Source organism: Agrobacterium tumefaciens, assembly GCF_009649785.1.
Lineage (GTDB): Bacteria > Pseudomonadota > Alphaproteobacteria > Rhizobiales > Rhizobiaceae > Agrobacterium > Agrobacterium tumefaciens.
The window spans coordinates 1-15,448 of record NZ_WJOK01000046.1 but is presented as its reverse complement, the minus strand read 5'-3'; the positions used below and the strand labels follow the sequence as shown (position 1 = coordinate 15,448).

General features: G+C 55.5%; 12 protein-coding genes. 4 read left to right on the top strand and 8 right to left on the bottom strand.

The annotated features are described in order from the left end of the window. The first annotated feature begins 604 nt into the window (after positions 1-604). Both GH784_RS26580 and GH784_RS26575 read left to right on the top strand, forming a co-directional pair. The gene (locus tag GH784_RS26580) at positions 605-823 is read left to right on the top strand and encodes a hypothetical protein (RefSeq protein WP_038493340.1); all 219 of its coding nucleotides are present in this window, start codon (positions 605-607) and stop codon (positions 821-823) included. Between the two features lie 46 nt (positions 824-869). Beyond that, positions 870-1,274 carry a hypothetical protein gene (locus GH784_RS26575; RefSeq protein WP_080865033.1) on the top strand — a complete coding sequence of 135 codons (405 nt, stop codon included), beginning with the start codon at positions 870-872 and terminating at the stop codon, positions 1,272-1,274. 113 nt (positions 1,275-1,387) lie between these two features. On the opposite strand, the gene GH784_RS26570 is transcribed toward GH784_RS26575, so the two are convergent. Together GH784_RS26570 and GH784_RS26565 are read right to left on the bottom strand one after the other, a co-directional pair. Continuing rightward, entirely contained in the window at positions 1,388-1,765 is a 378-nt protein-coding gene (locus tag GH784_RS26570) for a putative periplasmic lipoprotein (RefSeq protein WP_111828914.1), read from the bottom strand. Positions 1,766-2,170: 405 nt separating this feature from the next. After that, on the bottom strand, positions 2,171-2,524 hold the full coding sequence (locus GH784_RS26565) for a cupin domain-containing protein (RefSeq protein WP_162695670.1): 354 nt from the start codon (positions 2,522-2,524) through the stop codon (positions 2,171-2,173). Positions 2,525-2,961: 437 nt separating this feature from the next. Here GH784_RS26565 and GH784_RS26560 point away from each other — a divergent pair, with 437 nt between their 5' ends. After that, positions 2,962-4,035, top strand: a complete 1,074-nt coding sequence (locus GH784_RS26560) for a nucleotidyltransferase family protein (protein WP_111828916.1) — start codon at positions 2,962-2,964, stop codon at positions 4,033-4,035. A gap of 478 nt (positions 4,036-4,513) precedes the next feature. On the opposite strand, the gene GH784_RS26555 is transcribed toward GH784_RS26560, so the two are convergent. The 6 genes from GH784_RS26555 to GH784_RS26530 form a co-directional block, all read right to left on the bottom strand. Beyond that, entirely contained in the window at positions 4,514-5,623 is a 1,110-nt protein-coding gene (locus tag GH784_RS26555) for an IS110 family RNA-guided transposase (RefSeq protein ID WP_210251799.1), read from the bottom strand. 445 nt (positions 5,624-6,068) lie between these two features. After that, positions 6,069-6,440, bottom strand: coding sequence for a hypothetical protein (locus tag GH784_RS26550; RefSeq protein ID WP_111828917.1), 372 nt, complete (start codon positions 6,438-6,440; stop codon positions 6,069-6,071). A 417-nt stretch (positions 6,441-6,857) separates the two neighbouring features. Then, positions 6,858-8,522 (bottom strand): type IV secretory system conjugative DNA transfer family protein, encoded by a 1,665-nt coding sequence (locus GH784_RS26545; RefSeq protein ID WP_153794010.1) that lies wholly within the window; start codon positions 8,520-8,522, stop codon positions 6,858-6,860. Next, a complete protein-coding gene (locus tag GH784_RS26540; protein ID WP_162695671.1) occupies positions 8,519-8,827 on the bottom strand; it encodes a mobilization protein in 309 nt (102 codons plus the stop codon). The genes GH784_RS26545 and GH784_RS26540 overlap by 4 nt, the downstream gene beginning before the upstream one ends. A 186-nt stretch (positions 8,828-9,013) precedes the next feature. Beyond that, a complete protein-coding gene (locus GH784_RS26535) occupies positions 9,014-9,928 on the bottom strand; it encodes a nucleotidyltransferase and HEPN domain-containing protein (protein WP_113007901.1) in 915 nt (304 codons plus the stop codon). A 676-nt stretch (positions 9,929-10,604) separates the two neighbouring features. After that, a complete protein-coding gene (locus tag GH784_RS26530) occupies positions 10,605-11,636 on the bottom strand; it encodes an IS110 family RNA-guided transposase (protein WP_111828923.1) in 1,032 nt (343 codons plus the stop codon). 379 nt (positions 11,637-12,015) lie between these two features. On the opposite strand from GH784_RS26530, the gene traA reads away from it, so the two are divergent. Next, positions 12,016-15,448: Ti-type conjugative transfer relaxase TraA (traA, locus tag GH784_RS26525; protein ID WP_153794009.1), on the top strand; the 3,433-nt coding region annotated here is incomplete at its 3' end.

Below are 15,448 nucleotides of genomic sequence, written 5' to 3'. Positions count from 1 at the left end.
GGATTGAAAAGGCGATGAAAACTAGCGGCGATCGATCACAATAACAATATCATGATATTGTTATTGTGATCGATCGCCGCTAGTTTTCATCGCCTTTTCAATCCACTTGCCAATTAGATTCCTTCCGGTTCCCATATAAATAAATCCACCTCGCTGTAAAAACCTATATAAAATCAGATGGTTATAGCGGTCCAAAATTATCTGCACACAAACAGACGAGCTCTACCAATCAAATCCCCATCCTCCCCTTAATGCAGTTGGTTTTGCTTATTTATATGTTTTTCGTACCCACCTGGATAAATTATATGTTTTACCGACACTCTCCCGCCGTTGATCCGATCCAAACCAAACCACCCATTCACCCTCGCATAAGGGAAAATTCATTCCGATAAAAAAGTATAAATATATAAATATATGTATTAATAGCGATTACAAAGGTATAATATTCCGCCTGCGCGCCCTGCAGCGCGTGCTACCCTCATCGCAATCGAATGACAGGTAAATACGGATCGTTCAGCCTATCAAAAGTTGCACAAAATGATTGACTATCGCGGCTGCGTGAGGGAGCCTCTGCGCGAAAATACGGGGAACATAACAAATCATCATGTCGCCAGAACGCTTTAATGAATGCCTGCGGGTGATCCGCTGGACGCCAATCAATATTGCCTCTGCCTTGCAATGTGAACTCTCATGGATCGAGGCGCTGGAAGCCGGCAACGATACAGTTCCCGACGGCCTAGCAACATGGCTGGAAACGCTCGCGCAAGCCCATGAAGCATTACCACCGCCATCAACCTACAGAGGAAAACGGTCGACATTCTGATGCGGCCAACAGCTGAAAACCCTCACCAACAACCGGATTACGCAATATGAAACATGCCATCGCAGTTCTCGGCCTGATCACCTTCTCCAGCCCGGCCTTCGCAGCATCGTGCGAGAAAAACTTCACAGTCTCAGGTGTGCCGATGGTCACGGCTGTCTCTTACAAATCCTTTCAGGAACTACCGAAAGCCAAAGCACCCGCTGTCCTTCAAAAGCTCGCCCAGGCCGTCGCAGCAGAAGGTTTTTCAGGTATCCAGATCAACAAGGCACTGTCGTCAATTGATGCCCACCAGGAAACCAGCGGAAGTGGCAGGATTCAGACGCTGCGCGTTGTCGCCCGCCAGAAAGGCGCCGCGGTCCGGATCGATGCTGTTTTCAACATTCAGGCAGGACAGATCGCCGACAAGGACGTCATCCGCAAGGGCATCTGTGACATCATAAAAGGCGTGTAAGGCATAGCTTGAAGACACCCGGTACAACAGCACGAGCCTCGAAGCTGGCCTTGCAATCTCCGCAGCCGGCAACAGGTGGCACGAAAGGAGCTAAGCGCTGCCTCCGGGCTCCATCAGAATTTCATGTTCAGCAACTCAGGAAAATTATAGTACCGCAACCGCTTGTCACGGCAGCGATAGTCGTCCTTTGAGGAGTCAACGCCCAAATTCTTGTACACGGCTACGCCAATATACGACCAATCGGGATTGGAACGTTCCGCCGTTCGCGTGCAAAAAGCGTAAATCTGCTTTTGAGGATCGAGCAGCACTACGCTCGAAATCTCGGCTTTCGTGAAATATCCGGGTTTGATAGTTCCGCGCATGGCGTCCACATAGTCACGTTTAATCGGTCTGGACGGTGGACGCTGCGAATCCAAAACAGATTGCGGTGCCGGAGTCTGGCATCCAGCCAGTGTCATCACGGCGGCACAGAGAAGTAAAGCTGTCCTCATTCAATTCAATCCCCAAAAGTCAAAGCACAACACCCACAATGCACCCTGCAGCTATTGAGTTAAAATTGCGCAACACACACGAATCCACAGCCGAAAATAGGAAAGGTCACGCTTCGATAGACCTGACAATAACCATCAAACAGGTTGCGGCACGCTTTCGGCAGACGCCGGATCAGGCCTACCTCAACGCGCTGGCATCAATGATGGTGGCTGCATAATCGAGGCGGAAATCTACTTAGTGAAACGCCCGAACTGTTCAAACAAACCGAGCCACCTCTAAACCGCCCGACTAAATCAACAGTATCGTCCCAAAGCAGCCGATCAACATAAAGGGCTCTCGGCCCGAAGCTGCCGTACGTTGCGTCCTAGTCAAAAACTGCATGGATGTTGAAAAACAGCCGATGGCTACTCCAAGTCTTCTTGAGCAAATTCACCGGTAACATGAATATCGATCATCTCAAGACGGGCCGGACCCATGTTTACATATTTGTGCGGTAAGTTGGCCGGTCCGAACACGATCTGACCCTCCCTAACGTCCAACTGCTGCTCCCCGACGGTAAAGAGCGCTCGTCCTTGCCGCACTATAAATACTTCATCATAAGGATGTTTGTGTAGCTTGGGGCCTCGGCCGATTTCGTCAGTGGTGTAAAACATGACCGAGACGTTTGCGCCAAATACGCTCCCTTCGAATTCGCCTTGCCATACGCTGTCTTTCTCGGCCCATTGAGCCCGCTCGAGGAGCACTGCTTTCTTTTGCATTGAAATTTCTCTGTTGGTCAGGCCGGCCGTTCAAGCCCAGACTAAACACCAAACATGCAGCAGTGCAAATGTCGTTAATTGATCGACCGTGACGCAAGTCGTGCGGTACATGTCTTTCAACTGACATGGGGGAGGATTTCGAAGTTCGGTACTCGCCAACTACGATCTCAACGCGGTCGCCTGGAACATCGACCCCATCCGCCAGAGCGTGTATCCCTCTCTACTATTTCGTTTGTGGTCGAAGGAGCGGACGACGGCGTTTCAGTCTGGCAGTTGCGACCGTCTACAGTCTCCGCCTCGACGGCCTGAATTCAATCGTGTCGAAGCGATCCAGTGTCCCCTTTCTGAATGAAAACGAAGCGATCTTGCCTCGCTCCATTGACATCTAACAGCATAGTTATAATGTTTTTACAAATTCCTTATAACGGGATCGGGCGATGAAACAGATTGACCTCGTTTACAGAACGGCGTTCGCTGAACTCGCGCAGCGGACGTTCGATGCTCAGTTTCAGGCAGACTTTCCCCTCGAAGGTCGGTTTGTTTCCGTTCCGGTCAAGGGCCGCAATTACTGGTACTTTGATCTCCCTACTCCCGAGGGTAAGGACAAGAGACGCTATGTCGGCCCGCAGGATGACGTCGACATTACGGCTCGGGTGGAAGCCCATAGGCAAGTCAAAGACGACATCCGGGAGCGGCGCAAGCTCGTCGGCATGCTGCTGCGAAGCGGTGGCATGTCCGCGCCGGATCGCTTCGCTGGTGAAGTGACCAAAGTACTCGCTGACGCGGGCCTATTCCGTCTGAGGGCACTCCTCGTCGGTTCTGTGGCTTTCAGCTGTTACTCAGGCCTCCTTGGCGTTCGTCTCCCTGGTACCTCTATGCAAACAGGCGATGCGGACTTCGCGCAGGACTTTGCGATCTCGGCGGAAGTCGAGGACAGCCTGCCTCCAATCCTCGATCTCCTGAGATCGATAGACAGCACGTTCAGGGCGGTCCCGCACCAGGCCGATAACGCAAAGGTGGTGGCTTTTTCGAATTCGGTAAACTACCGCGTCGAATTCCATACGACCAACCGTGGATCGGACGACTACACGGGTAAGCCGTCCTCAATGCCTGCCCTTGGAGGCGCGTCTGCTGAAAACTTGCGGTTCCTGGACTTCCTGATCTACGAACCCGTAAGAACGGTACTGCTGCACCGGGAAGGTGTTAGCGTGAATATCCCCGCTCCCGAGCGGTATGCCATCCACAAGCTGATCGTTGCATCCAGGCGGCGCACGGATGCCCTCGGGCGAGCCAAGAGGGATAAGGACCTCGTACAGGCCTCGCTGCTGTGCGAGGCGCTCGTGGAGACGCGACAGAGCTATTTGCTTGCCGATGCCTACCGCGAAGCGTGGACGCGCGGAGAGGCGTGGCAGCAAGCGATCCTGTCGGGCCTCGTATTAATGCCAGACAACGGCAAGCTCGCGTTGGCAAATGCCCTCGGTGTTACGGTAGACCGACTGGGTAAGGCGTAGGGACATGGAAGCAGAAGACAGCACATGCGACCCGGACCTCGCCAAAGATGCGGCGGGCGCTTTCATGGTCGTTGACGTCGCAGACCTGCAGCACGCCTCCGTTTTATGACTTCGCAGCAAAACGCACGCCTGTCCTGTTGCTCACTTCGGCGCTCCTATGACGATCACGACTGAAAGTGCTCGTGATAATTCTCGCATCAAGTTGATGCTGCGACAAGATGAGAACTTGGCTGGTGTGCTGCGCGCCTGTTTCTGACGACGATTGATCAAGCACCTATTCGCGGATTGGTTACCGCACGACCGTTTTCCGTCGCGGACCTTCCTCCTTCAATGGGACGGGCATCAAGTAAATCTGCCCCAGCGCCGTATCGAGGATTATCCTACATCAATCAGATCGCGCAGCACGCCAGCCAAGTCCGATGTTCACTTCTGTCCCTTGTCATCACTCCTGTTGTGTCCGAGGCCCGCGTGCTCCGGGCTACGCAACCCCGACCAGCTTCGCCCTGCGCACGCTACCGCGGTACTTCCACAGCAATAGCCGGCGTATGCCGCGCAATGTCCCAGATGAAACCGGCAAGGCAAGCCTCCGGAATCTGGCACATAAACGGACCTGCGCTTTCCACGCTATCGCTTTGATATGCTCCGGAATATCACCATTCCGGTCTATTAAGCTGCGCCCTTCGCGAGCAGGGAAGCGATAATGCCACGCCGATTCTATCAGCATCGTCCTGGCCGCGGCGTTACCACTGCGGGTGATCTCGCCACGTTTTATCCTCCTGCCGCTGGAATGCTCGGCCGGCACCAGGCCGAGCCACGCCATCAACTGCTTGGGGCTGTCGAACCGATGCAAGTCGCCGATCTCAGCAACAAGCGTCACGGCGGCCGTCAGCTTGACACCTCGCAAGGCCTGAAGGGCATAGACCAATGGGCTCAACGTCCATCCGGAGACCGCCTCCTTCAGTACCTCATCCAGCTGGTTGCAACGGTCTATCAAGTCATGAATGCGTCGCTTGTATTCCTCGAAGACAAACTGCTGATGCGGATACGCGAACTTCTGTTCTGCCAGCCATCCCCAGTGAGCCTTGCCCCATATCGCCTTGCCGGTAAATCGCCGCCCGTGGCGCAGAAGAAAACTCTTCAACGAAGATTTGGCAGAACCGAGATCATCCTTCACTTGCCGCCGAGCACGGACCACGTCGCGAACCGCTTCATGGGCTTCGTCCGGCACCCACACAGCAACCAGCTCGCCGGCACGCAAAAGGCGGGCAAGCGTCTTCGCGTCTCTGCGATCAGTTTTGACCTTGTCTCCTTGCCGGCGCGGCATCGAGGAAGGCGAGATCACCATGCAATCCACGCCAATCTTCGCAAGAAATCTGAAGATCACGAACCCACATGGCCCGGATTCGTAGCAAACGCGGAGCTCGGAGCCATCCTGACCGATCTTTTTGAGCGCCACATGTAAAGTCTCTGCGCGGTTGGCAATTGTGCCGTAATAGCGAACCTCCTTATCCACTCCATAATCCGCAATAGCTATCGCTATGGTGTCCTGATGAACGTCTAGTCCGATGAACTTCTTTCCTACCGACATAGCATCTTCCTTTCTGTTGCTGGTTTGAAGAAGCACTTTCAGAAAGCTCCGGTCTCGGCGCAAGTGATCGTCATCCGGTCAATGTGGGAGTGCGTTCCCGTTAGGACACTCTCCCACATCAGTTGATCCTGATGGATGATGAGCCGCGCTTGTCACGCTGAAACCGCTGTGAAATCTCCGCGGGCGGCAAGAATGCGTCTGAAACACCCATTATAATGGGTCAATTAATTGAAAATCCGCCGTAAATGACCCACTGAAATGGGTCAATATACACAGCCTGACGCCCATGCTGCGAGACGAAGACATCAAGTCCGGCTCGCCACTGTATTCGTGTGGAGGAGATTATCGAGCCGGAAAGCTTGATCTGCACCTGTGGCGGCGGCCTACATCGCATCGGAGAGGACGTGTGGGGCACATGCGTCTGCCCTTTCACTGCAGGAAGAGCTCAGAGGGGATACTTTTGATCGCAGAAACGGACGAGTCCCGCCATCATGTGGGTGTCCTTTTCCATCATGGTAGCGAGAATGCCGCGACGTTCTTGGTAAATTTGTTTCGCTTCTAGCTTAGGTCGCCCTACGCTTTCAAATTCTTCCTCAGAAGCCTTCAACTGCTTAGCGAATTTCTGTTGGTAATCGACGGATTTACCTTTTTCGCCTGCCTCGTCGTAGCCTTCGGCAAGGAGGGCAAACAACGCGCCGCATTGGATTACAGTGTCGTTGTAAGGTGCTTTCTCATATGGAATTCGCGTCTGCGCTTGGACCGGCGATCCGCTAATGGCCACGCCCAGAACAATAGACGATAAAACGACGCTCCACATATTCGCTCCCAAAGCAATCTGACATACAAATTGTCAAAGCCAACGCGGCCAAACTTTACCGCGTATTTCTAAACCATTCGATGAGCGCATTAGGAAAACTGTCTCGATCGTCTTTGGTCGAAAATGCTCACAAAGACCGCGTCGAGGTGTAAGGCGCGCACCGAATACGGTGCACGTCTCGTGTCACTACGAAGACGGGCTTGGCAAAAGTGAAACTCTCTCCATCAGTCTCGAAGCTCTCGATTTTCTGCCGAACAGGATTAAGCGGTCGGACTTTGATATGGCCGAATAACTCGCGTTCGCAAACTGCGTGGCCAATGAATTGCGCGCAAATTGCCTTCACAATCAAGATAGCCGGAGGGCCGCGCATACAAGGATTTGATGGGTCGCCGAACTGCCTTTCCGTCACGCTTCCCGTCAAACTGGGTCGAACATCTCCCTGAATTCCGGATCGGCAAAATAGGCAAGCTTCTCAGCGAAAATTGGTCGTTGCCCGGCCAGGAACAGCAATTGTCCTTTCGCCGGCAGATTGCGCACCTCATCAGGGGTGAGTAGTGGCCGGCCGGTATGTTGCTGGCTGTAGGAGATCCCGGTCTTATCGGAATCGAGCGCTCTCGCCATGGTCTGGAACACGACTGTCTCCTGTCCGAGCAAATCAGAGATGAGACGGGCGCTGTCATGATCGTTGATGCCGAAGACCTGCAGCACGCCGGCATTTGACAGGAAGGTTCCGGCGCGGTGACCGTATGTGGCACGCAGCTGATGGATGTCCTGGAGGATAGGCCAAAGCTGGACACCATAGCCTGCCATCAGACCCATCGCGCGTTCGACTGGGGCCAAATGCCCAAGCGATGCGGACTCATCGAGCAGATAGAGAACCGGTGTCGCCGGCTTTGTCGGATCGCGGGCCATTTCGAGCAGGCTTTGTGAGACAAGCAGGCGCAGCCAGCGTGAATAGGTCGAGAGGCGATCAGGAGGAAGCACGAGGAACACCGTCACATTGCTGCGCTTCAGATCGGCAAACCGGAAATCTGAGCGGCTGAGCACGGCCGTCATCCGCGGTGAATCAAGAAAATGCGTATGGCGTTGGGCTGCGGAGAGAACGCCTGCAGCTTCGCGATCGGATTTTCCGAGGTGGCGGTTCGCGGCGCGAGCGACGAGACCTCTTGCAGCATCGCTGTCCTGCATACGCTTGAGCAGTGCTGCAAACTGTTCCGGAGCAAGGGTCAGATACTCGCGGAGTGTTGCGAGGTGCCTGCGTCTCAAAGGTTCAGATGCAACGATCTCGAGCAACAATCCGCCGATAAGAGCTTTTGCCTCCTCGTTCCAATGCGCCTCGCCCGCCATTCCCGGTTCGTCGAACACGAGGGCGTCGGCAAGGGTGCCGGCGTCGTCCGCGACATCGAGGCTGTGGGGATCAAGCAGGGCAACGGGATTGAAGGCTGCCGAGGATCCACCGGTGACCCCGAAAGGATCCAGCACATGAACCGGCCCGAATTTCTGGCGCGCACGCCCACTGATCCTTGTATTCTCGCCTTTTGGATCGACGCAGATCACGGAGCGGTCGGCGGTCAGCAGGTTCGGGACGATTGTTCCGACACCCTTGCCGGTACGCGTCGGCGCCATTGTGAGCAGATGAGCCGGGCCATCATAGCGCAGGGGTTTGCCCGTTTTCGTATCACGACCGATCAGGAGGCCGGAACCGGATGAGGTGAGAGCAGCTATCTCCTTGTGTGTCGCGAAGCGGGCGGAACCATGGGTTTCATCGTCATTCTCCCCAAAATGCAAAATCAGTGGTGTGGTGATGAACCAGAAGGTGATAACGGCAAGCGCCAGCAGGGTTAAGAGACCTGGGATGATGTGAACAAGCGAGCCCCGCTCGAAACCCGTTTGCTCGAGGAAATGACCGCCACCCATGCCGATCACAAACGTGACGATGAACAGGATGAACATAAATCCGAGGAGCCGTTTCCAGATTCGGAAGGGCATGGCGATCAAAGCCAGGAATGCCCAAAGCGGATCACGCGCGGCGGCTCGCATCATGTTTTTGAATGCGTTCCGGGCAAGTCGCAATCGGTTCATGGAGCACCCTGCACCCCGTCACCACTCTCTGCCGTGCCCGGCTGTACTGCTCCGATCAGATCGGTAAAGAGTACCTTGTCATTGTCGCGTGTCAGAAAGCCCGGTAGTTCACGACGCAGCCATTCACCGAGCTGCTGCTTGAAAACCTGATCATCCGAGGTTTCGAGGTGATGCATAACGAGCGACCCGATCAGGACCTTGCGGCGCATGTCGTTGTTGCGCTCGGTTTTCGAGAGACGGGCCTTGAGGGCGGACCGTTGCGCATCCAGTTCAGCCAGGCGCTGTTCGATGGTTTTCTTTGCCACGATTATTCCTTTCGATTGCGGTCGCACCGGAACTGCCGCTGTTGACCGCGGCTTTGCTCCTGGAAGACAGACCAGTTTCTATGAGGAGATCGACATAGCGATAGCGAGAGTTGGTTGGACCGTATGGTTCATGACGCTGCGGTGGCTGCAACCTGAGCTCAGGAAAGTTTGTGTCACCGGTGAAGCTCAGTCGCTGGCTTTCGCGGCCTGTTCGAGCTTTTCGATGTGCTCGCGGCAGACAGTGTTGACGAGTTCGTAGAGGATTGACGTTCTGGCAGTCAGCCAGGTCAGTGCCTCCTCGGTGATTTCGTAATGATCGGAGTAGCGAGCCTTCACATAGGCTTCGTTCAGCGTGTTGAACCAAGACTGAAACCGATGGTGATCCCTCGGCCAGGCCTCGGCAAGGCGGATGTCCTGCCCTTCAGCCAGCCCTCGCAAAAATTTCAGATTATGGCTGGCAGGGCTGTAGTTGGTGAGGGTCAAAAGCAGAGTGGAATAAGCCTGCTCTATGGATTGGTGCAGCATGAAAGCTGTCTCTTTCCAATCTCCATCTTTGAGCCCGTAGAGGACGTGCTTAACGAAGAAGTCGGCAGTGCTCGAGCGAGCCGAAAAATGCCTTTTGGCAACCTCATATGCCTGTTGCCCCGTGAGGCTTTTCGGCTCGGCGAGTTCCCTATCGTCGAGTTCGTAGAGAGCAATGCCATCACGTCGGATATCGCTGAAGAAATATTGCCCTTCCTGCAGGAAATTGCTGATTTCGCGAGCACCATGGACAATGAGGCTCACGGGCGTCTCGATCTCCTTGTCCCACATCAGCCGGTCTGTTGTCTTGTCCCAGTATTTGGGATCGGCCAGTTCCTTGTTGCTGACGATGACGAGGATATCGAAATCCGAGCGATAGCCTTTCGACGTATGCGGTTCATCCACCCAGGTGCCACGCGCGTAAGAACCGAACAGAATGATTTTGAAAATCCGTCCATCTTTTTTGGCATCAGACTTCGAGCGTTCGACCAGATCAGCAAACTCTTCCTGAATAATTCCGACGACGCGCGCGAGCTCGCGTTGCTTTCGTTCCGGCAAATGTTCAAGGCTGGTCTTCATGTCTGCTCCGCTTATCGACGGTGTCCTGTATGGGCCATTCCAGAGGCCTTTGAAACTCCGATTTTGGTAGCCACCAAACGAATGCCTGTCTTCCTGGACGATGCACATTCGATCTTGAGGCAACCGGCTCTGATTTGTGCTAATGGTATTGGAATACCCTCATTCCTCAATAGCGAACATTCAATGGTACTTTATCCTAGGTTGTATATCGCGTCCCGGTTTTTCCCAATCGCAGGCGCTCCGGGCGCCATACGGTGGCCGACTGAGTGGAGCGCAGAGGTTACGAAGGACCGTTAACGACACACCCTGTCCAACCGCTGCAGCCAGATGCCCGCCTGCATTGCCGCTCACTTCGACGCAATTTTGGTAACACAGCCACGTCAAGAAAGGCACGGTCATGGAGGCGGCCATCACCATCCAGACAGGAGTGCGGGCCGCCCCCCAATTGGGAGCGACCCGCTAGATGGATGATCGACGGCAAGGCAATTGGAAGCGCTGCATGAGTCCTGACGGCATAACCTCTCAAGGTCGCCATTTTGCGAAACGCAGAGCAAATGCCTATAGCGGTCCCGTACTCCAGGTACATCTAGTCATTCGGACAATTCGCTCTCTAGTGCGCTACCCGTTAGCTTACCGCCGACCACCACCTATTCAAACGCTCAAGATTATCGCTGCATCACGCAGAGGCTTCTCGGCCGTATGTCGGATCGTAAACTCCCCCATTTGTCAAAAGAGCCCAAATGATGCGCGCGAGACGGTTTGCCACCGCGATAGCGGCAACTTTGTACGGTCGTCTCGCGCGCAATCGAGCGGCCCAACGACCGATTGGAGTTTTGCTATCTCGCATCATGATTACTGTGCCCCCAAGATAAAGCATCGTTCGGAGTTCGCTATTCCCCATTTTTGTAATGCGCCTCAGAACCGAACGACCTCCGCTTGAATGCGTGCGAGGAGTAAGACCCAGCCATGAAGAGAAATGGCGGCCAGACGGAAACCGATGGACATCAGGAATTGTCGCAATAACGCACATTGCAGTTTTCGGGCCAACACCAGGTATCGTCAGAAGCCTACACGCGTTCTCATCGTGTTGGACACGTCGCTCAATCTCTTTGTCTAGTTTCGTGACCAAATCATTCAATCGATGTATCTGGTCGCAAATGTCGGTGAGAGCCTGTTTCATAACTGTCGGCAGGACGGTATCTGCTGCACTTTCCATCAGTTTGAGTAATTTAGAGTAATTTTGAATGCCCTTTGCCGCTACCAGGCCGGCCTCCGCTAGGTGCCCCCGCAGCGCGTTTACGAGTTGAGTCCGTTGTGAAACAAAAAGGCTGCGAGTTCGAAAAATCGTAATTGCCGCTTGTTGGTTCAGGGTTTTGACTGGAACGAAGCGCATTGTCTTTTGCGTAAGCGCAACATTGATCGCCTCCGCATCATTGGCATCGGTTTTGCCCCGTTTCACGAAGGGCTTCACGTAACTGGTATGTATCAACCGAACGTCATGCCCAAATTCTAGTAACTGGCGCGCCCAGTAATAACTTGTAGCGCAGGACTCCATTCCGATCAGGCATGGTTTGAGCTTGCTGAAAAACTCCAGAACGTTCTCACGTTTGATCTTCGTGTTGAAAAGAGTTTCTCCGCTCGCATCTGCTCCATGCGCCTGGAAAACCTGCTTGGCTATATCGAGCCCTACCGTCGCCACGTCCTGCATCGGCCACTCCCTTGAAACCTTGGGGATCGATGCCACGATATCATCGCTCGATTTCAAATTGATGATGTGAGCACATGACGCCGTCTTCAGTGTTCGTTCAGGCCTCGGAGAGCCCGCTGATTAAAGTCTCGATGTCCCCCTGACATCGACCTGACCGAATGTCCCATTTTTTCGGTGGGAGAAAATCACCTCCCCTGATTGATGCGTTCGCTTCCCTGCTCAAACACAAGAAATTGCCTCCATTCGACCACTACTTTTAGTAGTCGAAATGCCCGTTCGTTGTTGCTAGCGTCGCCACCGGTAAACAGACAAGGGCGCACTTACGACTTGCGGCGCCTTTGAGCGTTTGGTCTCCCCGTTTGCGTATCGGAGATTTCGTTTGGCGATTTATCATCTCAGCACCAAACCTGTCTCGCGCTCATCTGGCCGCAGCGCTGTCGCATCCGCCGCCTACCGTTGTGCTGTTCTTCTCGTCAATCATCGCGATGGTCTTGTGCATGACTTCACCCGCAAAGAGGGTGTCGAGCATAGTGAGATCGTGCTGCCGCAAGGCGTGTCTGCCGACTGGGCTTTGGATCGCTCGACGTTGTGGAATGCTGCCGAGTTTGCAGAAAAGCGAAAGGACGCCCGCGTCGCCCGCGAATTCGAAATCGCGCTTCCGCATGAGCTTTCACCAGAGGGGCGACTGAAGGCTGCGCGTGCCTTTGCTCAGGATCTGGCAAACCGCTATGGCGCGGCCGTGGATTTTGCAATCCATTCGCCGAGTGAGCATGGTGATATCAGGAACTACCATGCGCATGTGCTGATGACGACGCGACAGGTTGGCAAAGCCGGCCTTGGCGAGAAGACCTGTCTTGAGCACAAGAACGCACGGCTGTTGGCAAATGGCATGGCGACAACCGACATGCAGCTTCGCGATATCCGGCAGTCATGGGAAGGAATCGCCAACCGTCAGCTTCAACACGAAGGCCTGGATGTTCGCATCGATCATCGCTCGCATATTGAGCGCGGTCTTGAGTTGTCGCCGACCGAACATATGGGCGTGCATGCGTCGCAGATGCGCCAGCAAGGAATGGCCGTCGAGCGCGGGCGGCTGGATGACGAGGCAGCACGGCAAAATGCCGAACTGATCCGCCAAAAACCGGAACAGGTTTTGACGCTGATCAGCCATGAGAAGAGCGTGTTCGATCGCCACGATATTGCCAAAACCTTGCATCGCTACATCAACGATGACGCCCAAACATTCCAGAACGCCTTTGCGGCTGTTTTGGCATCATCAGCGCTCGTGGAACTTCAGGCTGAGCGCATCGATGCCGAGACAGGCGAAGTGTCCAATGCCCGCTATTCGACACAGGACATGATCGATCTGGAACTTGGCATGGCGCGATCGGCGGAGCGGTTGCATCAGGCGCAGTCCCATGGTGTCGATCCGCGCCGTGTCGATCGAGCCATGGAGAGGCAGGATAACGCTCTTCGCAAAAGCTCCGGCGGAATGTTATATGCGAGCGATCCGCCAGCGGGATTGTCGGACGAACAGCGTCAGGCGATCGCGCATATTACAGGTTCAGAACGCATCGCAGCTGTGGTCGGGTTTGCCGGTGCTGGAAAGTCCACCATGCTGGCAGCCGCTCGCGAGGCGTGGGAGGCGCAAGGCTATCAGGTCCATGGTGCCGCACTGTCCGGTAAGGCAGCCGAGGGTCTTGAGGAAAGTTCCGGCATAGAGAGCCGCACCCTGGCGTCATGGTCTTACAGCTGGGACAATGGTCGGGATCTGATCGGTCGCGGTGACGTGTTCGTCATTGACGAGGCCGGCATGGTCGGGAGCCGTCAGCTTGCCCACTTTATCGGAGAAGCGGAAGAGCGCGGCGCAAAGATCGTTCTTGTCGGCGACCATGAGCAGCTGCAGGCCATTGGGGCTGGTGCACCCTTCAGGGCGATTGCCGAGCAGATTGGCCATGTCGAACTCTCCGACATTCGCCGCCAGCGCCAGGATTGGCAGAGACAGGCGTCGGTTGCCTTTGCGACCCACAAGACGACCGAGGGGCTCGCCGCCTATCGCGATCACGGCGCCATCCACTTTGCGGAAAGCCGCGAGGAGGCGATGGCGCAGATCGTGCGTGATTATCTTGCCGATAGTGAGAAGCGTGCCGATGGCACCCGGGTTGCCATGGCGCATCGCCGTGCCGATGTGCGCGCCCTCAATGCCGCCATCCGCTCCGAGCTTCAGAACAGACAAAGGCCGGAGGCCAGACACAGGCTGAACGACGGCGCGGACCGTGGAGACCGTGGGGATGTTGGGGTCGGCAAGGACGGCAGAGAACGCGTGTTCCAGACCAATAACGGCAAACGCGCCTTTGGCCCCGGTGACCGGATCATCTTCCTCGAAAACAACCGCGACCTCGGCGTCAAAAACGGCATGCTTGGCACCGTCGAGCATGTCGAAAAGGGGCTGATTATCGCCCGGCTCGATGGACGAGGTGGCGACAGTGTCAGCATTCCGACAGACAGCTACCAGGCGATCGACCACGGCTATGCGACGACGATCCATAAAAACCAGGGGGCGACAGTCGATCGCGCCTTTGTGCTGGCGTCGAGCACCATGGACCGGCATCTGACCTATGTTGCCATGACAAGGCATCGCGACAGCGTGCAGCTCTATGCGGACATCAAGGAGTTCGCCAATGCGGGCCGGCTGGTTGATCACGGCGTTGCGCCCTACGAGCATCATCGCCAGGCGCGAGAAAACTATTTTGTGACGCTGGAGAATGACAAGGGCGATCAGCGCACGGTGTGGGGTGTTGATCTCAAACGGGCCATGCGAGATGCATCTCCCGCAATCGGGGACAGGATCGGGCTTCAGCATGAAGGCGCCACGCCTGTCACGCTTCCGGACGGCACGCAGGCCGAGCGCAATGCATGGCGTGTCGTCAAGGGTGACGCGTTGGCGTACCAGCAGCTGACAAGCCGCCTGTCGCGTTCCGGCGCGAAGGAAACCACGCTGGATTACATCAGCGCCTTTGCCGAGCGGCGCGGGATCGCAAGCGACCCGGGGATCGCAAGCGACCAATGGATCACCAGCGACCGATGGATCGGACAAGAGTTTGGGGTGAGAAGCGAGATTGAACTTGCTTCCGCCCAGGATGAGCGTCAAGAGGTCTTGTCCCGTGCGGCCCATCTGCAACGGGAGCAGCAGGACCGGCGATCAGAGCGTCAGCAGGTTTACGAGGAACGTGCCGGCGATCTGGCCGGCCCTGTTCACCGCGAAGATCCTCGCAATCAGTTCGCCCGAACAATCGATGACGGACGGCGCGACGGTCGGACAGAGGAGAATAAAGGGTATCGCCGCATTCGGTGGTCCGACCTCATGTCGCAAGGTGTCGCCGTCCCTGCCCCCACCGAAGCTCTCGGTCAGCAATCGTCGCTGGAACCCGGTAAGCCAGCGCCGCTGGTGCCAGCCATCACCCGATACCAACGCAGCATCGAAGAGGTGGCGCAGATGAGGGCGATGTCCGTTATCGATCAGAGGTTCGATACGGTGGAATCGCTAGTGCGGCGTGCGTTCCGTGATCCAGAGGAAGTCGCTGCAAGACTGCGCGCCGCCATTACCGAGAGGGAAGGCAACGGCAAGATCATGGCGAAGGCCATGGCGGAGCAGCCCGAGCGGTTCGGGGAGCTACGCGGCAAGTCGGGTATGTTCGGAAACAACAAGGAGCGGACGGAGGCGCTGCAATATGCCAGGTCTCTCTCTGCCCATATCGGCTATGTCTCCGAGGCATGGGAGCGCCGGCTTGGCGAAGAACGTCAGAGCGAAC